The 25,048-nt window shown below is 65.9% G+C and carries 23 protein-coding genes; 6 read left to right on the top strand and 17 right to left on the bottom strand.

Features of this window, described 5'->3' with window-relative positions; translation table 11 throughout:
- Positions 1-4 precede the first annotated feature (4 nt).
- Positions 5-1,228: a cyclopropane-fatty-acyl-phospholipid synthase family protein gene (locus J2W49_RS13230; RefSeq protein ID WP_310316677.1), complete on the bottom strand. Its 1,224-nt coding sequence runs from the start codon at positions 1,226-1,228 to the stop codon at positions 5-7.
- A gap of 329 nt (positions 1,229-1,557) precedes the next feature.
- On the opposite strand from J2W49_RS13230, the gene J2W49_RS13225 reads away from it, so the two are divergent.
- Positions 1,558-3,741 (top strand): protein-disulfide reductase DsbD family protein, encoded by a 2,184-nt coding sequence (locus J2W49_RS13225; protein ID WP_405001021.1) that lies wholly within the window; start codon positions 1,558-1,560, stop codon positions 3,739-3,741.
- A 60-nt stretch (positions 3,742-3,801) separates the two neighbouring features.
- Complete coding sequence (locus J2W49_RS13220) at positions 3,802-4,425, top strand: redoxin domain-containing protein (protein WP_405001020.1); 624 nt, start codon at positions 3,802-3,804, stop codon at positions 4,423-4,425.
- A 121-nt stretch (positions 4,426-4,546) separates the two neighbouring features.
- On the opposite strand, the gene J2W49_RS13215 is transcribed toward J2W49_RS13220, so the two are convergent.
- The 6 genes from J2W49_RS13215 to J2W49_RS13190 all read right to left on the bottom strand — a co-directional run bounded on the left by J2W49_RS13215 (position 4,547) and on the right by J2W49_RS13190 (position 13,914).
- Complete coding sequence (locus J2W49_RS13215) at positions 4,547-5,161, bottom strand: YitT family protein (protein ID WP_405001019.1); 615 nt, start codon at positions 5,159-5,161, stop codon at positions 4,547-4,549.
- A 59-nt stretch (positions 5,162-5,220) separates the two neighbouring features.
- A complete protein-coding gene (locus J2W49_RS13210; protein ID WP_310316674.1) occupies positions 5,221-6,678 on the bottom strand; it encodes a Dyp-type peroxidase in 1,458 nt (485 codons plus the stop codon).
- The gene (locus tag J2W49_RS13205; protein WP_310316671.1) at positions 6,675-8,156 is read right to left on the bottom strand and encodes a hypothetical protein; all 1,482 of its coding nucleotides are present in this window, start codon (positions 8,154-8,156) and stop codon (positions 6,675-6,677) included. Before J2W49_RS13205 ends, J2W49_RS13210 begins: the two co-directional genes overlap by 4 nt.
- 60 nt (positions 8,157-8,216) lie before the next feature.
- Positions 8,217-9,494 (bottom strand): cytochrome P450, encoded by a 1,278-nt coding sequence (locus tag J2W49_RS13200; protein ID WP_310316667.1) that lies wholly within the window; start codon positions 9,492-9,494, stop codon positions 8,217-8,219.
- Positions 9,487-12,552, bottom strand: a complete 3,066-nt coding sequence (locus J2W49_RS13195; protein WP_310316663.1) for an ATP-binding protein — start codon at positions 12,550-12,552, stop codon at positions 9,487-9,489. The genes J2W49_RS13200 and J2W49_RS13195 overlap by 8 nt, the downstream gene beginning before the upstream one ends.
- 612 nt (positions 12,553-13,164) lie before the next feature.
- Entirely contained in the window at positions 13,165-13,914 is a 750-nt protein-coding gene (locus tag J2W49_RS13190) for an endonuclease/exonuclease/phosphatase family protein (RefSeq protein ID WP_310316660.1), read from the bottom strand.
- Positions 13,915-14,064: 150 nt separating this feature from the next.
- On the opposite strand from J2W49_RS13190, the gene J2W49_RS13185 reads away from it, so the two are divergent.
- Positions 14,065-15,507, top strand: a complete 1,443-nt coding sequence (locus tag J2W49_RS13185) for a PQQ-dependent sugar dehydrogenase (RefSeq protein ID WP_310316657.1) — start codon at positions 14,065-14,067, stop codon at positions 15,505-15,507.
- Positions 15,508-15,530: 23 nt separating this feature from the next.
- On the opposite strand, the gene J2W49_RS13180 is transcribed toward J2W49_RS13185, so the two are convergent.
- From J2W49_RS13180 to coxB, 4 genes are read right to left on the bottom strand one after another with little or no spacing between them, the layout of a single operon-like run.
- Positions 15,531-16,388 carry a cytochrome c oxidase assembly protein gene (locus J2W49_RS13180; protein ID WP_310316655.1) on the bottom strand — a complete coding sequence of 286 codons (858 nt, stop codon included), beginning with the start codon at positions 16,386-16,388 and terminating at the stop codon, positions 15,531-15,533.
- Positions 16,379-16,726, bottom strand: a complete 348-nt coding sequence (locus tag J2W49_RS13175; RefSeq protein WP_310316650.1) for a hypothetical protein — start codon at positions 16,724-16,726, stop codon at positions 16,379-16,381. The genes J2W49_RS13180 and J2W49_RS13175 overlap by 10 nt, the downstream gene beginning before the upstream one ends.
- Entirely contained in the window at positions 16,723-19,257 is a 2,535-nt protein-coding gene (ctaD, locus tag J2W49_RS13170; protein WP_310316647.1) for a cytochrome c oxidase subunit I, read from the bottom strand. Before ctaD ends, J2W49_RS13175 begins: the two co-directional genes overlap by 4 nt.
- Complete coding sequence (coxB, locus tag J2W49_RS13165; RefSeq protein WP_310316645.1) at positions 19,254-19,988, bottom strand: cytochrome c oxidase subunit II; 735 nt, start codon at positions 19,986-19,988, stop codon at positions 19,254-19,256. The genes ctaD and coxB overlap by 4 nt, the downstream gene beginning before the upstream one ends.
- Positions 19,989-20,012: 24 nt before the next feature.
- Here coxB and J2W49_RS13160 point away from each other — a divergent pair, with 24 nt between their 5' ends.
- The gene (locus J2W49_RS13160) at positions 20,013-20,483 is read left to right on the top strand and encodes a DUF2231 domain-containing protein (RefSeq protein ID WP_310316641.1); all 471 of its coding nucleotides are present in this window, start codon (positions 20,013-20,015) and stop codon (positions 20,481-20,483) included.
- Positions 20,484-20,536: 53 nt separating this feature from the next.
- On the opposite strand, the gene J2W49_RS13155 is transcribed toward J2W49_RS13160, so the two are convergent.
- The 3 genes from J2W49_RS13155 to J2W49_RS13145 form a co-directional block, all read right to left on the bottom strand.
- Positions 20,537-20,944 (bottom strand): CopD family protein, encoded by a 408-nt coding sequence (locus J2W49_RS13155; protein WP_310316639.1) that lies wholly within the window; start codon positions 20,942-20,944, stop codon positions 20,537-20,539.
- An 87-nt stretch (positions 20,945-21,031) separates the two neighbouring features.
- Positions 21,032-21,448: a CBS domain-containing protein gene (locus J2W49_RS13150; protein WP_310316637.1), complete on the bottom strand. Its 417-nt coding sequence runs from the start codon at positions 21,446-21,448 to the stop codon at positions 21,032-21,034.
- A 40-nt stretch (positions 21,449-21,488) separates the two neighbouring features.
- Complete coding sequence (locus tag J2W49_RS13145; RefSeq protein WP_310316634.1) at positions 21,489-21,722, bottom strand: hypothetical protein; 234 nt, start codon at positions 21,720-21,722, stop codon at positions 21,489-21,491.
- A gap of 180 nt (positions 21,723-21,902) precedes the next feature.
- On the opposite strand from J2W49_RS13145, the gene J2W49_RS13140 reads away from it, so the two are divergent.
- Positions 21,903-22,163: a hypothetical protein gene (locus J2W49_RS13140; RefSeq protein ID WP_310316631.1), complete on the top strand. Its 261-nt coding sequence runs from the start codon at positions 21,903-21,905 to the stop codon at positions 22,161-22,163.
- A gap of 100 nt (positions 22,164-22,263) precedes the next feature.
- The gene (locus J2W49_RS13135) at positions 22,264-22,542 is read left to right on the top strand and encodes a hypothetical protein (protein WP_310316628.1); all 279 of its coding nucleotides are present in this window, start codon (positions 22,264-22,266) and stop codon (positions 22,540-22,542) included.
- Positions 22,543-22,573: 31 nt separating this feature from the next.
- Here J2W49_RS13135 and J2W49_RS13130 read toward each other — a convergent pair whose 3' ends face one another.
- The 3 genes from J2W49_RS13130 to J2W49_RS13120 are packed head-to-tail and all read right to left on the bottom strand — an operon-like array spanning position 22,574 to position 25,045.
- Positions 22,574-23,368: an SDR family NAD(P)-dependent oxidoreductase gene (locus tag J2W49_RS13130; RefSeq protein WP_310316626.1), complete on the bottom strand. Its 795-nt coding sequence runs from the start codon at positions 23,366-23,368 to the stop codon at positions 22,574-22,576.
- 4 nt (positions 23,369-23,372) lie between these two features.
- Positions 23,373-24,122: an SDR family NAD(P)-dependent oxidoreductase gene (locus tag J2W49_RS13125; RefSeq protein ID WP_310316623.1), complete on the bottom strand. Its 750-nt coding sequence runs from the start codon at positions 24,120-24,122 to the stop codon at positions 23,373-23,375.
- Positions 24,122-25,045, bottom strand: a complete 924-nt coding sequence (locus J2W49_RS13120; protein WP_310316620.1) for a branched-chain amino acid ABC transporter permease — start codon at positions 25,043-25,045, stop codon at positions 24,122-24,124. The genes J2W49_RS13125 and J2W49_RS13120 overlap by 1 nt, the downstream gene beginning before the upstream one ends.
- Between the last annotated feature and the right edge of the window lie 3 nt (positions 25,046-25,048).

Raw genomic sequence — 25,048 nt, 5'->3', positions numbered from 1 at the left:
CCCTTCAGCCCTCGTACATCCAGCGCCGCGACCAGGGCAGCTCGTCAGCCAACTGGCCGGCCGGCCGGCACAACACCTGGTAAATGGACACCTCGTCGTGTGCAAAAGCCCAGGCGCAGCCCGCCAGGTACACGCGCCAGATGCGCCAGCGCCTTTCGTCCACCAGCGGTTTGATGCGCTGGGTGTTGGCCTCGAAAGCGTCGCTCCACAACTGGGTGGTGCGCTGGTAGTGGCGGCGCAGGTTCTCCACATCGAAGGCCTCGAGCCCGCCTTCCTGCAAGGTGCGCAGCACGGTGCCAATGTGCGGCAGCTCGCCTTGGGGAAACACATAGCGGTCAATGAAGCTTCCGCCACCGTGGCGCGTTTCACCGTCGTGTGCATCGGTGCTGGTGATGCCGTGGTTCATGGCCCAGCCGTCTGGCTTGAGCAGCTTTCGCACCTGCGCAAAATAGTTGGTCAGGTAGTTGAGCCCCACGTGCTCGAACATGCCCACGCTGGTGATGCGGTCGAAGGGTTGGTCACTCACATCACGGTAGTCCTGCAACCGGATGTCGATGCGGTCTTCAAGGCCAGCAGCCCTGACCCGTTCGTGCGCCAGATCGAACTGGTTCTTTGACAGCGTGATGCCCACGCAGTGCGCACCGAAATGCTGCGCGGCACGGATCACCAGACCGCCCCAACCACAGCCGATATCGAGCAGGCGTTGCCCTGGCTGCAAACGGATCTTTCGCAGGATGTGATCGATCTTCTTCAGTTGCGCCTGGTCAAGGGTCTCGTCACCATTTTCGAAATACCCGCAGGAATACACCATGCTCTCACCCAGCCACTGCGCGTAAAAATCGTTAGACACGTCGTAGTGGTACTGGATGGCCTGGCTGTCGCTTTCCTTGGAGTGGGAAAAACGCCGGCGAATGCGGCCCAGCAGCCCGCCCTCCGGCTCGGCGGTTTCTGCCAGCCGGTGGGCCACCGCCAGAATGTCGGCCAAGGAACCGTCAACATCCACCATGCCCTCCACATAGGCCTGGCCCAGGGTATCGAGCCCGGGATTGATGAGCAATGGCAGCGCCGCCGTGTCGCGCACGCGGATGTCGACCTGGGGTTCCTCGAAATCACCCAGCGTGAGCGACGAATCACCCGTCTCACCCCAGCGCAGGCGAACCGGCAGATTCACCCGCGTCTTCACCCGTTGCGCCCACGGCAGCAAAGCGCGCTCCACGATCGATCCCATGCGTCAACCTCCTGGAAGAATGCCCCACCAAAATGAGAGGCCTCTTTTTTAAACCGCATGCGCCCGCGTGTGAAGTCCATGACGCATCAATGCAATTTATGAGGCCGATAGTCATAGGCCATGACTCTTCACCCTCCACCGACAATGTCGGGTGTCGTGACCTAATATCCCCGCCATTGCGCTACCAAGCTGACCGCACGGAACTTGGTCGCGTCGGGCTTCTCATATGTCAGCGCGGCGCACGCCGCCGGTAACCCGTGCCTGCTTGTTCACCGCCCCAGATGCCCCACCGCCCACCCTCATTTGTCATCTCGTCCTTGCGCCAGGGCATGGCTTTCTTGCTGACCCTGGTATTGCCATTGGCCGTGATGGCGCAAGGCGTGCTGGGGACGTCCCGCTTGCCGAGCAAGGTGGAGAGCGACCTGGTGCGCGCCGAACTCATGGCGCACGCGCCGCAAGGGGCAGGGCCCGGGCAGGAAGTGTGGGTCGGGCTGCAACTGACCCATGCGCCCGAGTGGCACACCTACTGGAAAAACTCAGGCGACTCGGGCCTCCCCACCGAGCTGCAGTGGACGCTGCCGCTTGGGGTGAGCGCGGGCGAAGTCGCCTGGCCCACGCCGCGCAAGTTCCCACTGGGCACCCTGGCCAACTACGGCTTCAACGGCACCGTGCTGCTGCCAGTGCCCTTGACCATCTCGCCCGAGTTTCGCGGCAGCCACATCGATGTGCAGCTGTATGCAGCCTGGCTGGTCTGCCGCAAGGAATGCATCCCCGAAGAAGGCAATTTTTCGTTGCGCATCCCGGTCGATGGCTCCACGGGGCTGAACGCCCAGGCGTTTGAAGCCACGTTTGCTGCCGCGCCCACGTCTCAGCCACCCGCGGACAGCGCCATCGCGCCTGAAGAAGGCTTCATCGGCGTCTCGCTGGACGGTCTGCCCGCGGCATGGCGCAACCAGATACTGGAGTTTTTCCCGGAAAGCGGCGGCATCATCGAACCCGGTGCAGGCTGGACGCAGGCATGGACCGGCGACCGCTGGACGGCACGTGTGCCGCTTTCGCCGCACCGCAGCGACAGCCCCACCAGCATGTCCCTGGTGGTGGCGCAGGCCACCCCTCCGGGCGAAGGCCCGGGCAGCCCGGGTGTGCAGATGGACGTTCCCGTGCAAGGCACCTGGCCTGCCCCTGCCGCCCTGCCGGTGGCGGTGCCAGACAACCTGAGCGCCGCCCTCGAAGCCAATGCTGCCCGCGCCGCGGCACAAACCCCACCGGCGAACCCGTCGGGCGTGCCCATCACCCTCTGGGCGGCGCTGCTGGGCGCGCTGATCGGCGGCATGATCCTCAACCTCATGCCCTGCGTGTTTCCAGTGCTGGCCATCAAGGTGCTGGCGTTTGCCCGCCACGGCGATGGCGCCGGGGCTCAGCGCGCGCACCGCGTCAACGGCCTGGCCTACACCGCTGGCGTGGTGCTTTCGTTCCTGGCGCTGGGCGGTTTGCTGCTGGCCCTGCGCGCAGCGGGCGAGCAGATCGGCTGGGGCTTTCAACTGCAAAGCCCGGGCGTGGTGGCCGCACTGGCCGTGCTGTTCACCCTGATCGGCCTGAACCTCGCTGGCCTGTTTGAAGTGGGCAACCTGCTGCCCAGCCGCCTGGCCACGCTGCAGGCGCGCAACCCCACCGCCGATGCCTTCCTCACCGGCGTGCTGGCCACCGCCATTGCATCGCCTTGCACTGCGCCGTTCATGGGCGCCTCGCTGGGGCTGGCCATTGGTCTGCCACCGGTACAGGCGCTGGCCGTGTTCGGCATGCTGGGCCTGGGCATGGCCCTGCCTTATCTGGCGGCCAGCTGGGTACCGGCCATCGCACGTGCCCTGCCCCGCCCCGGTGCCTGGATGCAGACCTTCCGCCAGTTGATGGCTTTTCCCATGTTCGCCACCGTGGTGTGGCTGCTGTGGGTGCTGGGCCAACAAAGTGGCATCGATGGCGCGGCCGCCCTGCTGATGCTGCTGGTGGTGCTGGCCCTGCTGGTCTGGGCCATGGGCTTGCGGGGACGCAGCCGCACCGTGCTGGCAGGTGCGTCACTGCTGGGCCTGGCCTGGCTGGCCTGGGCCGTGGGTCCCAACGTCACCCGCCTGCAGGACGCAGACCCCGGTGCCGTGGTGGCCACGTCCGTTCAGGGGGTGAGTTGGGAGCCCTGGAGCGTGGGCCGGCAAGAGGCCTTGCTCGCCGAAGGCAGACCCGTGTTCATCGACTTCACCGCCGCCTGGTGCGTGACCTGCCAGTACAACAAGCGCACCACGCTGGCCAACGAAGGCCTGCTGGCGGAGATGGCCAGCAAGAACATCGCTCTGCTGCGCGCCGACTGGACGCGCCGCGACCCCGCCGTGACCGAGGCCCTGGCCCGACTGGGCCGCAACGGAATTCCCGTTTATGCCATCTACAAAAATGGACAGCCGACCCAGGTGCTGTCTGAAGTGATCTCTGTGGAGGAGGTTCGTGCGGCCCTGACCAGCCTTTGAATATGTGGTGACTGGTGCCGTTCTGCTGGTTCAGCGTTCCCCGTTTCAGGAGTCTTCACCATGCAACGCCGTCCTCTGCTCGCCATGGGCGCCCTCGCCCCGTTCGCCTCCCTGCTGCCCCTCAGTGCCAGGGCCGCCAGTGTGGGTCAGCCAGCGCCCGACTTCACCCTGATGGACACCGCCGGCAGGCCGGTGCAGCTCTCCGGATTCAAAGGCAAGACGGTGGTACTGGAGTGGAACAACCCGGGCTGCCCGTTTGTGCGCAAGCACTACCAGGGCAACATGCAGGCGCTCCAGAAGGAGGCCGTCGACCAGGGCGTGGTCTGGCTGGCCATCAACTCCACCGAAAAAGCCGCCAGCGACCACATGGCGCCCGCGACGCTGGCCGCCTGGATGAGTGAAAAGAAGGCCAGCCCGAGCGCGACGCTGATGGACGAAGACGGCAAGGTCGGCCAGGCCTACGCGGCCCGCGTGACCCCGCACATGTACATCGTCAATGCCCAGGGTGTGCTGGTGTATGCCGGCGCCATCGACAGCATCGCTTCGGCCAGGGTGGGCGACATCGAAAAAGCCACCAACTACGTGCGGCAGGCACTGGGCGAGATCAAGGACGGCAAGCCGGTGAGCGTGGCCACCAACCGGCCTTACGGCTGCACCATCAAATACAAGAGCGGCGCGGCCTGAAGGGAGCGGCGGCGTCAATCGCCCCCTCTTTCATTCAAAGCGGTAGAAAGGAAAGCGCACCCGCGCAAACAGGCCATCTTCCGCGTCCAGCACCACATTGACTGACCACGCCCGGTGGCATCTACACCCCCAGGTAGCGCCCCGGCCGGTGGTTGAGGGTGAGGATGACGCCGATGGCCACCGCGCCCACCACCGACTGCAGCACCCGTTGCGGTGGCACGACCAGCAGCGCGGTGAGCACCACCGCGATGTCGACCGACATCTGCACCTTGCCGGCACTCAGGCCGCGCGACTGCTGCAGCCACTGCGCGAGGATATTCACGCCACCCACGCTGGCCTGATGGCGCAGCAAGGCCAGCAGCCCGAACCCGATCAGGAACCCGCCCAGCACGGACGCCACCCAAGGATTGAGCACCTCGAACCGCACCACGCGAGGCGCCAGTTCGGTGCAGATCGACACCAGCGCCACCGCCCCCAGGCTCTTGAGCGTGAACGTCTGCCCCAGGCGCTGCCACGACAACACAAAGAACGGCAAGCTGAGCACGAAGAAGCACAGCGCAAGGCTCCAGCCCGTGCCGTAGGTCAGCAGAAATGCGACGCCGGCCACCCCGCCGGTGAGCAAGCCAGCGTGGGCAAACATGGTCAGCCCCAGGGCCACAAACAACGATCCGGCCACCAGGGCGTGGCCGTCGTCCAGCCAGGAATGCACGAGCAAGGAAGATGGGGCATGTGACATGCTTTCAGCGAAGCACAAGGCGTGCCGAGGGCGCGGACCGGAGCGCTCAGCGCCCAGGCTCAGTCGCTACCGGGCAGCTCACCCTGGCCTTGTGTGGCGAGGAAGCGTAGCGCCGTCAGCCCGGGCAAAAAGAAGTAACCGCCGCCCACCATCTCGGTGAACGGCGGGATGTTCACCGTGCGCTGGCCCACTGCCGGGCCTTGTACGGTGAAGGCGTTGGCACCCCGACCACCCATGATGGGATCGTTCTCCCCTGCCAGGTCGGCGAACCGCGGGTTGCCGACCCAGCGCTGCTGCACGAATTCGAACTGGCGATCCAGGTCGGCATTGAGCGCGATGAAAAACAGCCCCTGGCCGCAATCCCGTCGACCGTCCGCATGACCGCAGCCACCCTTGCCGGCCTGCTGGCATTCACCGGCGTAAATGCGGGCGCGCCGGATCAGGCGATGCCGTTTGGACTGGGCCACACCGGACGCCACGTCAAACCCTAGCGTGTCGCGCGGGTTGCCGCGGCGGATGTGCGACCCCAGGGGGCACTGGAACCCTTCTGCATCGTCAACGCGGTAGCGGAAGGCGTCCGGGTCGGGCGGCGCGAACGGGCATTTCACCAGCGGCGTACCGTCGATGCGGCGTCCCACCATTTTCTCGACCAGGCTCGGCGTGGTTGCATCGGGCGCAGGATGCGCGGCCGCGAAAGCCTTGAACCGGTCCACGTGCTGGCGAATGTGCCGCACGGCCAGGTAGCTGCCGTGGGTGGCAAAGCGCTGGGGCGGTGCGCCTTCCAGGCGTGCCGCGCGCCAGCGGGCATCGTCTGGCGCATAGGCCGGGTCGCCGTATTCATTGGGCCAACCCAGAATGAACTCGCCATCGGCCACCACGCTGTCTTCGGCCAGGTCCCCGCCCACCTTTTCGCGTCGTTTCCGTTGCATGCGTGAATCGTCGGCGGTGCTTCTCAACACCGGCTGCGACAAGCCGTCGCGAAACCCGAAGGGCTCGAAGAGTTGCGTGCCCTCGCCGTCGTTCCGGATGTAGCTCGGGCAGGTCTTGACCATCCGCACCACTTCCAGTCCGCCGCGCTCCAACGCAGGCAATGACAATGGCCCCGACTCGGCTTCAAATGCCTCTTTGCGGAAGTGCGCCAGCAGAACTTGCACATGCTGGCGGACGTCGCCACCCAGGTCGCCCCAGGCCCATTCGTCGACGCTCCGGTCTGCCAGCGCCCGCGCGCGGTCGGGCTGGTTCATTCCCTCCCGGAACGCGGTGGGAAATGGGAAGTCGTGGTCCTCTTCCAACCCCATGGCCAGCAACCCGGCGTGTGTGAAGGCCACGGAAAGCGCTTCGTCCTGCGCGTCTTCACGCCGCAGATCGGCACCGCCTTTGACCAGGCCCAGCACCTCGGGTTGCCTCAGCCAGGCACGCGCGGCATCGGCATCGCGAATGCGCAGCAAGAGGTAGCGGCAATGGCGCAGCTGGGCGAACGATGCGTAGACCAGCGCCTGCACGTCGGGGTGTTTCATGACTCAACGGCCCTTGCAATGATGTCGTCGTTGACCGGGTTGCGGGGGCCGAACAGCGCGTCGCGCAGCGCGGTGGCCCGCTCGATTTCCGCCTGGCTGTGGGCATAGGCCTGGTACAGATACAGGTGCGGCAGCATGCTGTCGCGTGCATAGGTCTTGAACCACTGCTCATGTTCGCAGCCCCCGTGCCAGGCCAGGCACCGGGTGGGCGGAAAATCGCGGGCATGCTGCACGGCCGGATGCCCGGGGGCAGCGGCCCTGCGGGGCAGCAGCCGGGTGCGCCGCCAGAACAGGTTCACGCCGACCGTGGCACCGGCAATGAACTCCCCCAGGTAGCCGCCAAAGGAGCCGTCGTAGTTGCTGCAGAAAAGCAGCCGTCGGCCGCCGTCCACCACATGCCAGTGGCCGTACTTGATGCCCCTGGCCTTGCCCAGCACGCCGTTCACAAAGCACCAGCGACCGAACCAGGTGATGACCCCGAGCCACAGGCGCAGCCACACCCCATGCCAGACACAAGGTGACCGCAACTCCGTGAGACTCACGATGTGGTTGGGGCGCTCGATCAGTTCGGCCTCGCAGCGGGCCACCATGGGATGCACCTGGTGTGCGCGCGGCACTTCGCGGGTGGCGCGGGCGTGGCGCGCGCGGTCCCAGTGTTTCAGCGACTGGCTGACGGGCCGCCACGCCCTGCGCCACGCCGACAGGGCGGAAAGGGCCAGTGGCGATAACAGGAGTGCGGCCAGTGCAGCCACCACCACCACGGCCAAAGTCGTCAATACCAGTGCCGGCCACTGCCAGTACCACGCCAGGGCTGCCGATTTCAAACACCAGGCAGCGGCAAGCCCCGCCACCAGCAGCGCGGCCACACCCCCCAACAGCGCAAGCGCCCGTCCCAGGCCACCCCGGCGGAAGAAACTGCGCGGCGCCGGTGTGCGGGCCCAGACAAATTCGTCAGCTTCAACTGCCCAGAGCGACAATCTGCGCGCCAGCTCTTCGCTGTCAAGGCGCTGTTCGGTCGTCAGCCTGGTGGCCTGATCGCGCACCGCGCGATACAGCGCATGCTCGCTGTGGATCTGCCGCACCGTGCGGTCGCGTGCGCCCACAAAGCCACCGTTTGCACCATGGGTATGCTTGGTCAGCCAATGCCGCAACCAAGTGGCCCGTGCCTCGCGCGAGGCTGGCAGGTCCGCGTCGGCATGGGCGCCGTACAGTGGCCACAGCGCCTCCAGGCCACGGGCCACCAGCAGTTCGAGCAACAAGGGGGTCTGCATGCCTTCATCGATCGCCAGTTCCAGCATCAGCGATGGCAAGGCAGTGTCGGGCTCGCCGGGCCGCGGGGGCAGCAGGGCGATGCTCGCGAAATGCACGAAGCCGAGGCTGTCGAACAGCGCGTCCAGCCCGCCCTTGAGCGCGGGCAGGGTCTGCGTGTCGCCTGTCCAGCCTGGCGTCAGCACACAAAGCATCTGCTGTCGGACCATTGCACCCCTCGAAACCGCCACCGTCCCTGCGTTCGGTATGGCGCTCCGTCTTGTTCGAATTCAGAAAACCAGATGCAGGTGCGCTGCAGCCGGGCCGTCGTACACCATCGCCTTTCGCCCTGCCAGCCGGCACGGCCGTGGCAGCATCAACAAACCCACCAACAGACTGGTGAGCATTTCAAGCGCATGCTCCCTGCCCGGGCATCGGCGGTCTCCATGGCCAAACACCATGTAGCGATCGTCTTCGTTGCGCCAGCTGCGGTAAGGCAGGAAGTCGCCCGGTCGGTCCACGGCGGCGGGATCGAACATGGCGCCGATCACCATCAGCTTCAGGGATTGCCCCGCCTTGACCCGGGCCGGACGGTCATCACCCGCCTGAAAACACGTCGCGCGCGGCACATCCCTCACCACGATCGGGAACACCGGCCTGAAGCGCAGAAGCTCCAGGATCACGTGGCGGACATGTTGGCGCAAGCCGTCATCCAACAAGGCCTTCTCGCCGGCTTCCGCCACCTGCTGCCGCAGCTTCATGTGCCAGTCTTCGCGCTCGATCAGTTCCCACATGAGGTGCACGCCGGCCTGCACCGCCACGGGGTGGGAGACCCACATCAGTCCCACCGCGTTTCGATGAACGGTGGCCTCCGGTCGATCGGGCAGACGGCTGGCAAAAGCCTGCCGGACCACGTCCTTGTGGGCGTGAACACACTGGTTCAGCGCAGCGCCTGCGGCTTCGGCGCGGCACTGCACACCAGCCGGGGCCACACCCCCCACCACCAGGTGCGAGGCCACGTGCCGCAGGTGCATAAACAGCTGCTTTTCCGCGTCTTCAGGGGCGTGGGCACCCGGATGCCCCTTCGCCAGGGCGTCACCCGCGTCACCGTAGCAGCGCTTCATGGTGCGCCACACCAGCGGCCCGAGATAGTCGTCCACCAGATCGAAGCGGCTCGCCGATGCCCCCCGCTGCAGCGCTTCGACACGTTCGCGGGCCAGTTCGGCACTGGTGCGACCCAGTTCGCCGGGCAACAGCAGCATGGCTTCCAGCGTGGCGCGCTCGCTGCGGTAGCGGGGCCCGTCCGGCATGCCGATCGAGAACGGGCCCGCCACCAGGTTCGGCGCATGCGCGGTGTTGGAGAAGCTGGTCGAGCGCAAGAACGCCGCCACCACCGCGTCGCGCCCGGCCACGATGGGCAGCGTGTTGGCCACCATGGGCCAGCGCCTGACCGCTGCAGCAAGCACACGCAACAGCCGAGGCTGCCGCATAAGGAAACACCACACTGCGTACAGCAAGCCCGATCCGCTGCCGGGGCTGGCGGCGCGCTCCAGCGTGGCCTCAGTCATCGGCCAGCTCCGTGAGGGATGCCACCCTGGCCGGCTTGGCCAGTCGTTCGGACAGCGCCTGCGCCCGTTGTGTCACGCCTTGCATGCCGCATGCCTGGGCAGCTTTCCGTGCGGCGTCCAGATGAATGAGCGCGGACGAGGTGTCGCCGGCGCTGGCAGCCACCTCGCCCATGGCGAGCAGGGCGTCTGCTTCGTGCCCCCACTGCTCGTAGCGCACCGCGTGGGCCTGCGCAGCGCTGAACTGGGCCAGCGCCTGGGCATGCTGCTGTGCCGTGGCACAGGCCACGCCCCACCCATAACGCAAGTAGAACTCGCTGTACAGGCCGGCGAGCAGGTAGGACTTGTCGGCCAGCGCCTGCTCCACCATGGCCTGTGCCTCGTCGAACGCTCCGGCCCGTCCCAGGGCCTCGGCGAGCAGGCCAACGATGCAGGGCGTCATGGTGTGGATGTCGTGCTGCTGGCAGCTCACCAGGGTTTCACGCAGGAGCGGGATGGCCTGTGCATGCAGGCCCTGACGCAGCCAGAGGCTGGTCTGGGCAAAGTCCACCAGCGTGCGCGAAAAAGCATGGTCTTGCGCCTGCAGTTCGCGGTAGGCCTGGTCGCAGACCGCTTGTGCGGCTACCGTGTCACCCATGCGGGCCAGGGCATCGGCCAGAAACACCTTGAGATTGATCGAAGGCAGCGTGGCCCAGCCGCGCATGATGCGCCGCCCGCTCAGTTCGACGGCAAAGTCGCGCTCCACGTCCCGCGCCCGCTGCACCACCTCGGCGTAGCGCCCCAGCCCATGATGCAGCATGAGTTCCAGCTGGGCGGCCGTCATCTGTGCACCCCGGCTGCCGGCCCAGAGTGCGGCCGCCTTGGCCGCCTGCGCCGCCGCCAGACCTTGGGCCGCCTTGCCTCGGGTCCAGAACAAGCCCGCCATCTGCAAGGACACCGCCGCCTGGCGTTTGGGGTCGCCCATCTGCTCGGTGATGGCCTGGGCGCGCTCCAGATGAACGAACATGGCGTCGAAGTGGCCCAGCGGCCACAGCGGTCCCAGCGCTTCGCTGCGCAGGACCAGCTCACAGGCTAGACGGGTGGGTTCGTCGTCCACACGCTGCGCCGCGTCGAGCCCGGTGTCCAGCATGCGCAAGGCGTCGCGGTTGGCCGAGCGGGCCACCGAACGCACCATCGCTGCGGCCGAAAAGCGCGCCGCGTCCATCCAGAACCCACCCTGGTAAGCGTGATGGGCCAGCACGGAAGCACGCTCGTTGGCGCGGTCGCCCAGTCGCGCCACCAGGGCAGTGAAGGCCGCCTGGTGCAACAGCTTGCGGCGCGGGCGGGTGAGCGCGGCGGCCACCACCTCCTGCACCAGGGCATGGCGGAACGCCACGGAGGCCGCCGTGGACGACGCCGCTTCGCCCTCGCCCACCGGTTTGTCGCTCTGCTGGACAACGCCGGTCTGCACCAGCAGGCCAGACGCACAACCCAGGCGAAGGTGCAGATCCACCTCGGTCGCCGGCGCCCCCAGCATGGCGGCCAGCGTTTCTGCCGTGACCACTTCGCCGAGGATCGCCATCCCTTCCAGCGTCGATTTGGCGGCGGCCGGTAGCCGGTCCACCCGGGCGCCGATCACGGCAGCGATCGAGGCGGGCACCCGCAGCTCGGCGTCGGTGCCCTGAAAACGGTAGTCGCCCGGTGATCCCATCAGGCCACCGGTGTCCACCAGGGTCAGGCTCATCTGCTCCAGAAAGAACGGGTTGCCGTCGGCGCGCTCGATCAACATGGGCACCACCGCGCTCAACGACTCGTGGCGCCCCAGCAGCGAGGTGGCCAGCGCCTCCATGTCGCGCTGCGTCAACGGCGCCACCCAGACTTCCTCAAACCAGACCGGGTCGGCCCAGCGATGCACAAAATCCTGCCGGTAGGTGACGCAAAGCAGCACGGGCAGTTCGTCGAGCTTGCGCCAGAGAACCTCGAGCATGCGAAGACTGTCGCGATCGGCCAGGAACACGTCTTCCACCACGATGAGCAGCGGCCCATCGGTCAGACGGCCGGCGATCAGCCAGAGCAGGGCCTCGCCGATGCGTGCACGCCGCTGGCTGGGTGTGAGCGCCAGCCACGCTGACGGCAAGCTGCCCAGATCAAGCAGGTCCATGGCCGCAGGCACGTGCCGCTGCGCGGCCTCACCCCAGGAAGCCACCGCCTCGCGGGCCATGTCTCGCTCGTGCTCGGGGTCGATGTCTTCGCGCAGCCCCATCAGGGCGCGCATCAGGTCGGCCAGTGCGCTGTAAGGCAGGTGGTTGGTGTACGAACGCGTCGTCATGCCGCACACATCAAAACCCATGGTGCGGGCATCCACGCAAAAACGCGCCACCACCCGCGACTTGCCGATGCCCGCGTCGCCGCGCACACCCAGCACGCGCATGCTGCCGTTGGCCACCCGGGAGGCCACGGCATGCATGGCCGTCAGTATTGCCTCGCGGCCCACCAGCGGTGACAGGTGGCGGCGCTTGGCCAGCGGCGCGGCAGCCGAGCGCTGGCTCTCAAGCACCAGCTCATGCAGCTCCACCGGCTGGTCAAAACCCCGGATGGGCCGCAGCCCGATGACGCGCGACTCCAGTTCGCCGTCCAGCAAGCGCACCGTGGCGCCGCTTACCAGAATGCCGCCGGGTGGGGCGAGCTGCTCCAGCCGCGCCGCCAGGTGGATGGCCGCGCCGTCAAGCCGGTGGTGCGAAGTGAGCAGGTCGTGGATCGAACCCACCACCACCTCGCCCGAATGGATGCCGATGCGCACCTGGGGGGATGCGTCGAATTCGTCTGTCCCCTGCCCGCGCGTGCGCCGCTGCACCGCCAATGCCGCCAGGCAGGCGCGAAGGGCGTGGTCTTCCTGTGCGATGGGCGCACCGAAGACACCCACCAGGCCATCCCCCTGCAAGCGACGCACAGACCCGCCGTAGGTTTCCACGGCCTCGGCCATGGTTTTGAGGGCCCGGTCCAGAAACCCTTGTGCCTCTTCCGGATCGGCCCTGGCCACGTGGGCGGTGGAGCCGCACAGATCGGCAAACAGCAGGGTCACGAACTTGCGTTCGGCCAGCGTGTCTTCAAACTGCAGCCCACAATGGGCGCAAAACCGGTCGGCTTTGCGCCGTGGGTGCTTGCATCGTCCACAAACACCAGCGCCAACGGCATTTGAACGCCGTTCATGGATTTTCGCGCGGGGCGAATCGGGCGCAGGATGGGACATGCGTGGACGGCACTCCAGGGGCTGAACGGTCCGCCCCTGCATGCTCTTGCAAGCAGGGCGGCAAATGCGTCGACCTTTTTCATTATGTTGGAGTGGGCCCGCGCGGGCAAGACCGCTCCTTCAGCGTTCCGTCCATGATCCGCAGGAGGTCGACAGAAAACGCTCTAGGGCCTGTTCACACTATTTTTCCGAGATGCGTTGCGGATCAAGAAGGCCATGCGCAAGGCGCGAAACGCAGCCGGGGTCGCCCCCCGGCAAGGCTTCGCAACGCCGCGCATGGCCTTTTTGGCCGCAACCCGAAGGGAATGGGTTGAAAACAGCGCCACTCGTCGTTGCACTCCTAGGCCAGACGCCCAGTCTGGCCGTCGTCGCACGCCTAGATTAGCGCTGTTTTCAACCCATTCGCACTTGGAAAAATAGTGTGAACAGGCCCTAGCGGGCCCTCTACTCCCGCAGCTGCAGTTCTGCCGCGAGTGGTGCGTGGTCAGAGAGCTGGGCCCAGGGCTGGCGGGGCATGAACAACGGCCGGTCGCCGGCCAGGCCTCGCACGTAGATTCGATCCAGCCTGAGCAAGGGCCAGCGGGCGGGGAAACTGCGGGCGTTCTGACCGTCGGCACGGCGAAACACCTCCACCAGACCCACGGGGGCGAGCAGCGCATCGGCGCGGGAGCGCCAGTCGTTAAAGTCGCCCGCGAGGATCAATGGGGCTTCTGGCGGGACTTCGTTTTCCACCAGCGTGCGCAAGACCGAAAGCTCCTGCTGCCGATGGCGCTCGCGCAGCCCCAGGTGCGTGCACATCACATGCAGCGCAGCGCGGCCGGCACCCATGTCGAGAATGCAATGCAGAAGGCCGCGCGGCTCTCCCGGACCCATCGACAGCGCATGGTTGCGGTGAGAAACGATCGGAAAATTGGACAGCACCGCATTGCCGAAATTTTTTCCGGAGACCACCGCGTTGCGACCATAGGCGTGTTCCGGCCACAGCGTGTCCGCGAGAAATTCGTATTGCACCGGTTCAACATGCAGCACGGCCTCGTCTGCTCTCCCGGTGACTTCCTGAAGAAACACCAGGTCGCTCTTGACCTCACGAATGGCGTCACGCAGTTCATGCAACATGAAGCGGCTGTTGAACAAGGTATAGCCCTTGTGAATATTCACCGTGAGCACCCTCAGGGTGGTTTCGTCCTTTTGCATGTCTGGCCTTGGTGCAACGGCTATTGCACTGCGTATCGGATCGGTTGATCTGTTGGATAGCGAACAGACCACGCCATGCGCCTACTTTAATTTGACCCATCACACCAGCGGCACCGACGCGCTGCGTCGGCCACTCACCAAGGAAAAGTGATGACCAACCTCGCACACCTCCACAGATGGCATCTGCCGCTGATCGCCCTCACGGCGCTCCTGCTTGGGGCCTGCGGCGAATCGGCCAAATTGAAGGCGGACACAGGCTACGGCATCGACCCACCGCTGCCCGAGCCGGTCAGGACCGTGATTCCCACCGTGAAGGTGGCGCCTGCCCAGCCCTGGAAAGAAGGCCAATTGCCCACCGCTGCAGAAGGCACCACGGTACGCCAGTTCGCAGGCGGTCTCGATCACCCACGCTGGATTTACGTATTACCCAATGGCGACGTGCTCGTGGCTGAGACCAATGCGCCCAAACGCCCCTTGCGTGACGAACTGCTGGGCCTCAAAGGCAAAGTCATGGGCTTCGTGATGAAGCGGGCCGGCGCCGCCACCCCCAGCGCCAACCGCATCACCTTGCTGCGCGACGCCGACGGCGATGGCGTGGCCGAATTGAAGACCGTGTTCCTGGACAACCTCAACTCGCCTTTTGGCATGGCCCTGGTTGAAGGCGAGCTGTTCATCGCCAACACGGACGCCCTGGTGAAAGTGCCCTACCAGGAAGGCGACACCAAAGCCAGCGGCCCGGTGACATCGGTAGCCGAACTGCCCGGTGGACCGCTGAACCACCACTGGACCAAGGGCCTGGTGGCCAGCCCGGACGGCGCCCGACTGTATGTATCCGTGGGATCGAACAGCAATGTGGCCGAGCACGGGATGCAGCATGAAGAGGGCCGCGCGGCGATCTGGGAATTCGACCGCACCACCGGCAGAGGCCGCATCTTCGCCAGCGGGATACGCAATCCGGTGGGCATGGCCTGGCAGGGCGACACGCTGTGGACATCGGTCAACGAACGCGACGAATTGGGCTCCGACCTCGTGCCCGACTACATGACGTCGGTGCGTGACGGCGGCTTCTACGGCTGGCCCTACAGCTACTACGGTCAGAAAGTGGACACCCGCCCCCAGCCACCGCGCCCCGATCTGGTCGCCACGGCCATCAAACCCGACTATGCGCTGGGCAACCACACCTCGTCCCTGGGCCTGGCGTCGGCCCAAGGCAACGCCCTGGGCGGTCCGTTTGCCGAGAGCGGCATGTTCGTGGGACAACACGGCTCCTGGAACCGCAACCCGCCCAGCGGCTACAAGGTGATCTATGTGCCCTTTGATGACGCACAGCCCAGTGGGCCACCCATCGACGTGTTGACCGGGTTTCTGGACGCCGATGGCAACGCCCGGGGCCGCCCCGTCGGCGTGGCCATCGACACCAAAGGGGCCTTGCTGGTGGCCGACGATGTGGGCAACGTGATCTGGCGCGTCGAAGGCACGGACAAGCTCGCTCTGAGGGACCTCGCGCCACAGGCCGGTGGCGGGCTGCCCGCGCCGTTCGAACCCGTCGTCCTGTCTTTGCCGCTGGGGCCAGTCTCGAAAGCGCCGCGCTGAATCAGAGAGCCTGAGGCGATTCGTCACCGCCTGGGCGAGGCCTGCGCGCGCCCCAGCGGGGTGGCTTCCAGCGAGCCCAGCCAGCGCGAACCCGCCCACACGGTCACCAGCAGATACACCAGACCGCCCGGTACCCACATCACCAGGCCCGCCATCTGCTGGTCTGCCATGGCCGACTGGGCCTCGCTGTAGAGCGGCAGATGGGCAAAGACGAGCAGCGCGCCCAACATGCCTGTGTGCATCACGGTGAACAGCAGCGCGCCCGCAGCCGCCAGTGTGTGTGCCCGTCCGGGCCGCAGTACCGACCACCAGAAGAGCCAGCCGCTGAGCAGAAAACAAGCGTGTTCGGTGACGTGCCACAGTGGCGACGCCAGGGCGGCGAGATAGGGCCCGGGCAAATGCCAGAACCAGATCGCCACGGCGTGCAGCATGGCGCAGGCCATGGGTCGGCGGCTCAGGCGGTGCAGCGTGCGCCAGGCCGCGTCGGCCCGCGCGCCCAGCACGGCACGCCACTGCGGCAGGGGCCTCGCCAGCACCAGCAGGGGCGCCACCACCACCATCAGCAACATGTGCTGCACCATGTGCCAGGCCGCGCTGCGTTCGGACCATTCGTCGAGCGGGCCAAACAAGGCGAGGCCTGCCACGAGCATGGCGCTGTGCAAGGCCAACCGGGGACCGAAACGCGGGCGCTGGCGCACAGCGCCCAAGGCATACATGAGCCATGCCAACAGGAACAAGGCCTGCGTGAACCAGACCGGCGCCTGGCTCGCACCGCCTTCAACACCGTGCGCCAACCCCGCCGAAGGCCAGGCGCACAGCGACGCCAGGCATGCCGCCATGGCCCATCCGGTGTCGCCACGCGTTCGGGTCTTCACACACATGGCGGCAGCACCACCGCCGGCAAGGCCACCAAAAGGGTGGATGCCGCCGAGATGACATACAGGGCGGTGGCTGCGAAGGCAATGAACCGTTGGCGCGCCTGCGTCGCACTGCCCTTCGGGTACAGCGCCCCGCGCGCGCTCATCCATGCCGCGCCGACAAAGGCCAGCGTGCAGCTGACTGCGAGCAACAACACCGCCGCGTTGATCCAGGTCCAGGCCCCCTGCGCGGGCGATGGCGGCGCCCAGGCACAGGCCACGGCCACACCGCCATAAGTGGCGCAGAACCAGGCAAACCAGAGCGTCAGTCCGATCACAAGGTGCCAGGCGTTCGGTTTCATGGCTGCGCTCCAAACGCCATGGGAAGCAAGGCCATCAGCGCCCAGGCCAGGGCGGTGGCCAGCACGCAGAATTGCCACAGCATGGTGACCACACCCGGCTCATAGGGCGCCAGCACACTCACCCGCCCGCTGCGAACACGCAAGGCCTGCAGGGCAGACAGCACGGATGCCAAAGCTCCGTGCAGCAGCAGAAAAACCAGCGTGAAGCTCAACACCGCATCTTGGGCGCGAAGCGTGGGCCGCAGCCCTGCGGTCGCCGCCAACCACACAAGGCAGAGGGCGCCAGCCACGCCGAAGGCAAAGGCCATCCACAAATAACGCTGCAACCGGGCATCGCTGCCGCCGCGCAGGCGACGCACCGCGTCACGCATGGCCCAGAGCCCCGCACCCCACAGCACCGTCACCGCCGCCAGCGGCCAGATCCCGAGCGGCGAAACCGCGTCCGGTTGACCGCCCGGCACCACGGTCCAGAGGTAGAGCCAACCAAACAGCAGCGCGCCGTACAGCGCGGCATCGGCCAGCATGGTGAGCCCCATGCCCCACAGACCCGGACCATCGAAGGTGTGTGAGTGCAGTTTCAGCCCTTCGGGAAGGTCACCGGTTTCCCCTCGCACGGCGCTGGGGTGGGAGCCGTTCTCCCAGGACCAGCGCAGCAGCACCACCACAGCCACCAGCGACAACCCGATCGCCATCGGGTACAGCTTGAGCAGCAGCGCGAGGCACAGAAACGCCAGCGTGGCGCCAGCCCCAAGTGGCCACCAGGAGTTGCCGGGCAGATGAATCACCTCACGCACCCGGCCACTGACCGGGTCCACGCCCAGCGTTTCGCGACGGCCGTGTGCCGCGTGCGGCAGCGCGTGCTGGCCCGTGGCAATCGTCTCGGGCAGATCCGGCGCGTCCCACAGCGGATGGCGAGTCGTGATGCGCGGCAGGCTGGCGAAGTTGTACGAACGTGGCGGCGTGCCGCTGGCCCACTCCAGCGTGTCGGCATGCCAGGGATTGAGCGGCGCCTTTCGACCGTAACGCCAGTGCAGCACGAGGTCGAGCAGCAGCGTGGCGATGCCAAAGGCCATCACGAAACTGAAGACCGAAGAGATCAGGTTGGGCAGATCCCAGCCCAGACCGGCCTCGTAGGTGTAGACGCGTCGCGGCATGCCGATGAGCCCGGTCCAGTGCATCACCAGAAAGGTGCCGTTGAAGCCAATGAAGGTGAGCCAGAAGCCGGCCTTTGACAACCGCTCTGATGGCAGGCGGCCGCTGAAATGTGGCAGCCAGTGGTAGATGCCGGCAATCAGCGGGAACAGCATGCCGCCGATCAGCACGTAGTGGAAATGCGCCACCACAAAGTGTGTGTCGTGCACCTGCCAGTTGAAGGGAACAAAGGCCAGCATCACCCCGGTGAGCCCGCCCACCACGAAGATCAGCAGGAAGCCCGCGATCCAGAGCATGGGCACGCTCCAGACCGGGCGACCACTCCACAGCGTGGCGATCCACGCAAAGAGCTGGATGCCGGTGGGGATGGCCACGAGCATGCTGGCCACCGCGAAAAAGGCCTGCGACAAGGCCGGAATGCCGACCGCGAACATGTGGTGCACCCACAGACCAAAACTGATGAAACCGGTGGCGATCATCGACACCACCACCCAGCGGTAGCCCACCAGTGGCCGACGTGCGTACACCGGTACCAGCATCGAAACCACGCCGGCAGCGGGCAAAAAGATGATGTAGACCTCCGGGTGACCGAACAGCCAGAACAGGTGCTGCCACAGCACCGGGTCGCCACCGCGCGTGGGGTCGAAGAAGGCCCAGCCGGCCGCCCGCTCCAGCTCCAGCAGGATGCTGCCCAGAATCAGTGGCGGAAAGCCGACGATGACCATCAGCGAGGTCACCAGCATGGACCACGCGAAGATCGGCAACTGGTGCAAGCCCATGCCGGCCGCACGTGCGCGCAGGATCGACACCGTGATGTCGATGGCCGCGGCCATGGTGGCGATCTCGATGAAGGTGATGCCCAGCAACCAGAAATCAGCGCCTTTGCCCGGCGAGTAGGCGTTGCTGGACAGCGGCGTGTACATGAACCAGCCGGCGTCGGGGGCCAGGCCCACCAGCAGGCTGCTGGTGAAGATGAGGCCGCCGAACAAATAGCACCAGTAGCCGAAAGCCCCCAGGCGCGGAAAGACCAGGTCGCGGGCGCCCAGCATCTTGGGCAGCAGGTAGGCCGCCAGTCCCTGCTGAATGGGCACGGCAAAAAGGAACATCATCATGGTGCCGTGCATCGTGAAAACCTGGTTGTAGGCCTTGGCTCCCATGAATTCCTGCCCGGGCTGCGCCAGTTGTGCGCGCAGCAGCATGCCCAGCAGACCGGCGATGAGGAAGAACACGGCACCGGTGACGATGAAACGGTTGGCCACGCTGGTGTGGTTGACCACGCTCAGGGATCGCCATCCTTTCGGGTTGCCCCAGACGGCTTCAAACTCCGCGTGCAGTTCGGCAGCGTCGCGCGCAGGCGCGTTGCCTGTGGGCTCGGTCATGGTTTGCCCCCAATGGCCACGGCTTCCGACTGCGCCGCCAGCCAGGCATCGAACTCGTCGGCCGGCATGGCGATCACGGTCATCACCATGTGGGCGTGATTCAAACCGCAGAACTCGGCGCACTGGCCACGGAACGTACCCGCCTGATCGGCCTGCAGGCGAACCACGTTGATGCGACCGGGGATGGCGTCGATCTTGCCCCCCAGGCGCGGCACCCAGAACGAATGAATCACGTCCCGGCTGCCCACATGGATATCGACGGGCTGGCCCACGGGCAGCCGCAGCTCGTTGTGAAGCTGCACGCCGTTCTCAGGGTACCGCAGCGACCAGTCCCATTGCCGGGCCTCGACATCGACGCGCAGCGGCGCCGGGCCGCCGGCACCGGTCAGGGGCAGCGGCAACTGGTGAAACCCGGCCGACGTGCCGAACACCAGCAATACCGCGATCGTCACCGACGGCAACAAGATGCCTCCGCCGACCATCCAGCGCCACCCATGGCTGGTCGCGATGTCGTCGCTGGCGTTGGCCTGTGCGTTGCGACCGCGCCGCATGGCCAGCCACCCGGCCACCATCACGCCCGCCACCACCATCACGGCCACGCCCAGCATCCACCACCACACCAGCGCGATGGCCTGTGCGGAGGGCCCCGCCGGGTCCAGCATCGACTGCGAACCGGCGCAACCCGACAGACCCAGCATCGCGACCCATCCGCCCACCGTGCACTTTGTCAAGGCAGATGGCTTCACAATGACACCATGAACCCCAGCACCAAACCCATTCTGAGTCGTGCTGCCATCGCAGGGCATCCCATCCATCCCATGCTCATCCACTTTCCGGTGGCTGCGCTGATCGCACTGGTGGCCACGGACGCGACCTATCTGTACAGCGGCGATCCGTTCTGGGCACGCGCGGGTTTGTGGCTGGCGGGTGTGGGCGCCCTCGGCGGCTGGACCGCCAGTGTGGCCGGGCTCATTGACCTGCTCACCGTGCAGCAGATCCGGCGCCTCATCACCGCCTGGGGCCACGCCATCATGGCCGTGACGATGCTGTCCGTGGCCACGCTGAACTGGCAACTGCGCATGGGTGATGACCCGGGGCAGCTCGTGATGCCCTGGGGCATGGGGCTGAGCCTGCTCACTGGGGCGTTCATATCGCTGGCTTCGTACCTGGGTGGGCGCCTCGTCTACGAGAACGCGGTCGGTATCCACACCGACAACCCGGAGTGATCCGAGCCCTGTTCGGGCCGCGCCGTGCAGCGGGATGAACGTGTTCATCGTCCTCATGCCGGTTTGCGAAGAACGAGCCAGGCAATGGCCAGCAACACGAGCAGCATCAGCACGCTCAACACACGGCACATTCGACAGGCGCCCAGCCGACCTGCTTCGGCGCGAATCACCAGCATGCCGCACACGCCATGGCACAGAACCAGCAGCCCCACGGCAGCCAGCTTGTAGGTGAGCCAGGGCTGGACCAGTGCGCCTGCCACGAAAATCACGGTCCCCGAGGCAATGGCCACCAATGCCGCTGGCGTTGCCACCTCGATGAAGACCTTGCGCGGCCACTGCCGCCACGCAGCGCCGCGTTCAGGCCCAGGTGACGCACTGTGCCTGATCAGGGTGGGCAGATACAAAATGCTGCCGCACCAGATGATGACGGCGCTGATGTGCAGCAGTTTGAGCCAGGGCACGCGCTTGCCCGGCTAACGGGAAAAGCGAAAGCTTCGCCAACGCACCAGTGGCATGCCGTTCAAACCCGGGATCATCGTTTCGCCCGCCTAGTCTCGGGAGATCTCTTCCAGCGCCTGCGCACTGACCCGCATGTCCTCCACCTCCACCGCGAAGTCGCCCAGCGACACCATGCCCACGAGCCGTTTGTCCGCGTTCACCACCGGCAGGCGCCTGATCTGACACTCGCTCATTTTGCTGGCGCCCTGGGCCACGGTGTCGTCCTCGTAGGCCCACACCAGTTCCTTGGTCATCACGTCGCGAACCGTCGAGTCGACCGACTTGCCATCTGCAACTGCACGAATCGCGATGTCACGATCGGTGATGGTACCGATCATGCGGTCGTTTTCGCCAACGGGCAGCATGCCAATTCCCTTGTTCCGCATGAGCATGGCCGCATCCTTCAGCGTCGCGTCCGGGCTGATCACCTGAACGTTGCGGCTCATCACATCTTTCATCAATTGCATTTTTCATCTCCTTGAATGGAAGTCAAAACCACCGGTCGGATCAGGCCCGGTCCTGCAGCTCGGTGATGCCGACCTGTTCCGCGCAATGGCTGCAGCAATACATGGCACCGTCTTTCTCGGCGCCATGGCCGACGATGCGCACACCACAGTGCGCGCAGGCGGGGGCCAACGTGTAGATCGCGCACTCAAAACTGTCAAACGTGTGTGTCCTGCCTTGCATGACCACTTCGAACGACTTGTCGTAGTCGTTGCCACATGTTTCGCATTTCGCCATGTCAGCTCCTTTGAAATTCCGCTGCGGTCTTTCATGGTCGCAAGGTGTTCGGCGTCCATCTGTGCGGTCGGCCACATTGGCGGCATCACGCGCCACACACCGCCCGCCAACCAGGTGCTTCCCGCTGAAGGAGGAACAGCAATTGCCCCTTCTTGAGGGCGAAAACCAGGAGCAGTTGATATGTCAAACACCCAGACCCCCCAGCCACCCACTCGAGGCGTCAACCATCCACCCCCGCATCAGGGACTGCATCAGCCACCTCCCGACCAGGCCCTGTCGGAACATCCACGCGACTACTCAGATCCGGAGCTTGCCGCCTACACCGACGAAGTGGCGCAGGACGTTCTCGAAGACGTGGTCGCCCATATGCCCATCGTGCTGCCGCTCCTGGGTGCGTTGCAAATCTTCATGCTGGCCCTCATCGCCGTCTGGCTGGCGTGAAGCGCAATGACGGCGGAGCCCGCTCAGCCGATCGCCTACGGGCCAGGTTCGATCAGCGTCCGCGCGCCAGTCGGGGCCAGGGTCCGGTGGGAGAGCACCCATGGACTGGCTGAACCTCATTCAGTGGCCTGCCATGCTGGTGACCATGGCGGCCGCTTGGCTGATCGGTTCGCAGGGCGCGGGTGGACGCAACGCCGGCTTCTGGCTCTTCCTGCTGAGCAATGTGCTCTGGATCGTGTGGGGTTGGCACGCTGACGCCCACGCGCTCATTGCACTGCAGATTGGCCTGGCGGCCATCAATGTGCGCGGCACGGTGAAAACCGAGCACCAGGTGGAATCTCAACACGCGTCCAGCGAATCGCCTCAAAAAATGGACTGATCGGCCCACCCTACCTCTTCAACACCCTCTTCTACTGAGTGGCCGTCAAACCGCCGTCGACGTAGATGACCTGACCCGTCACAAAGGCAGCTGCAGGACTGCAGAAAAAGAGAACCGGCCCAACCACATCTTCTGGCTCGGCGACACGTCCCAGTGGAATGCGTTGCAGCACGCGTTCCAACACGGGCTTGTTCTCCAGCCAGTGCCGCGCCATCTCACCTCGCACCACGGTGGGCGCCACGCCGTTGACCGTGATGCCGTGCGAACAGAGTTCGACCGCATGCTGCTTGATCAGCACCACCATCGCACCCTTGCTGGCACAGTAGGCCGAGTAGCCGCGATCGCGCAGTCCCAGTTGCGCGCGCACCGACAACAGGTGCACCTGCCGGCCGGGTGACCTGCCCGCCTCCACACCGGCCCGTTGGTGCACCGCAGCGGCCTGCGCGAGGAACATCGCCGCCTTGAGGTTGATCTGGATGACCTCGTCGAAGGCTTCTTCGGTCACGTCCTCGATGCGCTCTTCATGCTGGATACCGACACAGTTGACCAGCAGGTCAAGGCGGCCGAAATGCTGCACCACCCGGTCCGTCGCACGTTGGATGTCGGTGACCTGGTGGGCGTCCATCGCCAGACCCAGCGCCTCATGGCCAGAGGCACCCAATGACGCTGCAAGCGCTTCGGCTTTCGCGGCATCACGGCCAGCGATCGCCACGCGCGCACCGGCGGCGGCCAGGCCACGGGCCACAGCAGCCCCGATGTCGCCGTACCCGCCGGGCACGAAGGCCACCTGCCCGAACAGCGCCTGTTGAGGGAAGGAGTCTGGCATCGGCTCAATCCATGTGCAGGCCACCGTTGAGATCGATGATCTCGCCGGTGATGAAGCCAGACAGCGGCGACGCGAGGAACGTGACCACGTGCGCGAACTCCTCGGGCTCGCAGAAGCGTCCCACCGGAATCTGCTGCAGCAGCGCCTGTCGCTGCGCGTCGTTGAGCTGCTCGGTCACCATGGGCGTCTTCACGTAGGCAGGTGCGATGGCGTTCGCCGTCACACCGAAAGCAGCCAGTTCGCGCGCGAGCGAAAACGTGAGCGCGCCGATGGCCCCTTTGGACACCGAGTACGCTGTGCCCGCCGTGAGACCGCCGGTCTTGCTCGCCAGCGAGCCGGTGTTGATGATGCGACCCCATCGGCGCTCCTTCATCGCGGGCGTGACACACTGCGACCAGAACAGCGCGCCATCGAGGTTGACAGCCAGCACCTCACGCCATTCGGCCAGCGTGGTGGATTCCACCTTGTGGTTGGAAAGCACGCCTGCGTTGTTGACCAGAATGTCGACCGCCGACCACGCCTGGACAATGTCCGCATGAGCCTTGTTCACCTCCCTGGCGTCCCGGATGTCGCACACATGCACGCCCACGCTGGCGCCCAAGCGCTCGCGCACCGCCCCCATCGGGCCGGCGTGCACATCGACCATGGCCACGCGGCAGCCCTGCTGTACCAGCGCTTCCACCACCGCCCGGCCCATGGTGCCGCCGGCACCGGTGACGACCGCCACTTTTCCATTCAGGGTGTTGTTGTTCATCATGTGTCCAGAATGCTCTTGCGCCCGAAGAGGCCGCGCGCACGGAAAGTCACCACGGCGATGAACAGCAGGTACATCGACATCAGCGACCACTCCGACGCGAATGCGCCGGTCAGCCCCACCACCAACCCGACCAGCAGGCCAGCGACCACGGCGCCCCACAACGAACCGACGCCGCCCAGCACGATCACCAGGAAGGCCGGTACCACGGCGTCCACGCCCACTTGCGGCCGTATGCCCCAGATGGGCGCCATGACGACACCCGCCAGCGCCGCCAGCGCCACGCCCAGCACGAAAACCGCCGAGCGCAGCCGTCCCAGGTTGATGCCGAGCGCGCGCACCATCTCACTGTCGTGCGCACCGGCCTTGATGATGGCGCCATAAGGCGTCTTCTCCAGGAATGCCCACAGACCGGCAATGGCCACAATGGCAAAACCGCAGGCGTAGAACCGGTACTTCGAGTAGATCAGGTCACCCACCATGAACGCGCCAGAGATCGCCTCGGGCAACGCCAGTTGCTGCTCGTTCGACCCCCACACCACACGGATCGCCTCTTCAATCACCAGCGCGGCACCGAAAGTCAGCAGCAGACCATAGAGGGGATCGAGCCCGTAGGTGCGGCGCAGACAGAGTTCGAGCAGCAGCCCGAACAGACCCACCAGCACGGGCGCCAGGAACAAGGCGATGGCGTAGCGCGTGCCCACCGGCAGCGACATATAGGCCTGTTGCGCTTCTGGAAACCAGCCCAGGCTCGGCGCCATCACGAACAGGGCCGCGTACATGCCCAGTGCAAAGAGCGATCCGTGCGCCAGGTTGATGGTCTCCATCACGCCAACGATGAGCATGAAGCCCAGGGCGATCAGCGCAAACAGCAGGCCCAGCGCAATGCCGTTGACCAGATGGGGCAGCAGGTTGACGAGCATGTT

Origin of the sequence: Hydrogenophaga palleronii (assembly GCF_031457455.1) — a bacterium.
Taxonomy (GTDB): domain Bacteria; phylum Pseudomonadota; class Gammaproteobacteria; order Burkholderiales; family Burkholderiaceae_C; genus Hydrogenophaga; species Hydrogenophaga palleronii_A.
This window is presented reverse-complemented; position numbering and strand designations above follow the sequence as displayed.

Bases quoted from the DNA above. Each gene is read 5' to 3' on its own strand.
- J2W49_RS13230 (WP_310316677.1), bottom strand. From the start codon at position 1,228: ATGGGATCGATCGTGGAGCGCGCTTTGCTGCCGTGGGCGCAACGGGTG.
- J2W49_RS13225 (WP_405001021.1), top strand. From the start codon at position 1,558: ATGGCTTTCTTGCTGACCCTGGTATTGCCATTGGCCGTGATGGCGCAA.
- J2W49_RS13220 (WP_405001020.1), top strand. From the start codon at position 3,802: ATGCAACGCCGTCCTCTGCTCGCCATGGGCGCCCTCGCCCCGTTCGCC.
- J2W49_RS13215 (WP_405001019.1), bottom strand. From the start codon at position 5,161: ATGTCACATGCCCCATCTTCCTTGCTCGTGCATTCCTGGCTGGACGAC.
- J2W49_RS13210 (WP_310316674.1), bottom strand. From the start codon at position 6,678: ATGAAACACCCCGACGTGCAGGCGCTGGTCTACGCATCGTTCGCCCAG.
- J2W49_RS13205 (WP_310316671.1), bottom strand. From the start codon at position 8,156: ATGGTCCGACAGCAGATGCTTTGTGTGCTGACGCCAGGCTGGACAGGC.
- J2W49_RS13200 (WP_310316667.1), bottom strand. From the start codon at position 9,494: ATGACTGAGGCCACGCTGGAGCGCGCCGCCAGCCCCGGCAGCGGATCG.
- J2W49_RS13190 (WP_310316660.1), bottom strand. From the start codon at position 13,914: ATGCAAAAGGACGAAACCACCCTGAGGGTGCTCACGGTGAATATTCAC.
- J2W49_RS13185 (WP_310316657.1), top strand. From the start codon at position 14,065: ATGACCAACCTCGCACACCTCCACAGATGGCATCTGCCGCTGATCGCC.
- J2W49_RS13180 (WP_310316655.1), bottom strand. From the start codon at position 16,388: ATGTGTGTGAAGACCCGAACGCGTGGCGACACCGGATGGGCCATGGCG.
- J2W49_RS13175 (WP_310316650.1), bottom strand. From the start codon at position 16,726: ATGAAACCGAACGCCTGGCACCTTGTGATCGGACTGACGCTCTGGTTT.
- ctaD (WP_310316647.1), bottom strand. From the start codon at position 19,257: ATGACCGAGCCCACAGGCAACGCGCCTGCGCGCGACGCTGCCGAACTG.
- J2W49_RS13160 (WP_310316641.1), top strand. From the start codon at position 20,013: ATGAACCCCAGCACCAAACCCATTCTGAGTCGTGCTGCCATCGCAGGG.
- J2W49_RS13150 (WP_310316637.1), bottom strand. From the start codon at position 21,448: ATGCAATTGATGAAAGATGTGATGAGCCGCAACGTTCAGGTGATCAGC.
- J2W49_RS13145 (WP_310316634.1), bottom strand. From the start codon at position 21,722: ATGGCGAAATGCGAAACATGTGGCAACGACTACGACAAGTCGTTCGAA.
- J2W49_RS13140 (WP_310316631.1), top strand. From the start codon at position 21,903: ATGTCAAACACCCAGACCCCCCAGCCACCCACTCGAGGCGTCAACCAT.
- J2W49_RS13135 (WP_310316628.1), top strand. From the start codon at position 22,264: ATGGACTGGCTGAACCTCATTCAGTGGCCTGCCATGCTGGTGACCATG.
- J2W49_RS13130 (WP_310316626.1), bottom strand. From the start codon at position 23,368: ATGCCAGACTCCTTCCCTCAACAGGCGCTGTTCGGGCAGGTGGCCTTC.
- J2W49_RS13125 (WP_310316623.1), bottom strand. From the start codon at position 24,122: ATGAACAACAACACCCTGAATGGAAAAGTGGCGGTCGTCACCGGTGCC.
- J2W49_RS13120 (WP_310316620.1), bottom strand. From the start codon at position 25,045: ATGCTCGTCAACCTGCTGCCCCATCTGGTCAACGGCATTGCGCTGGGC.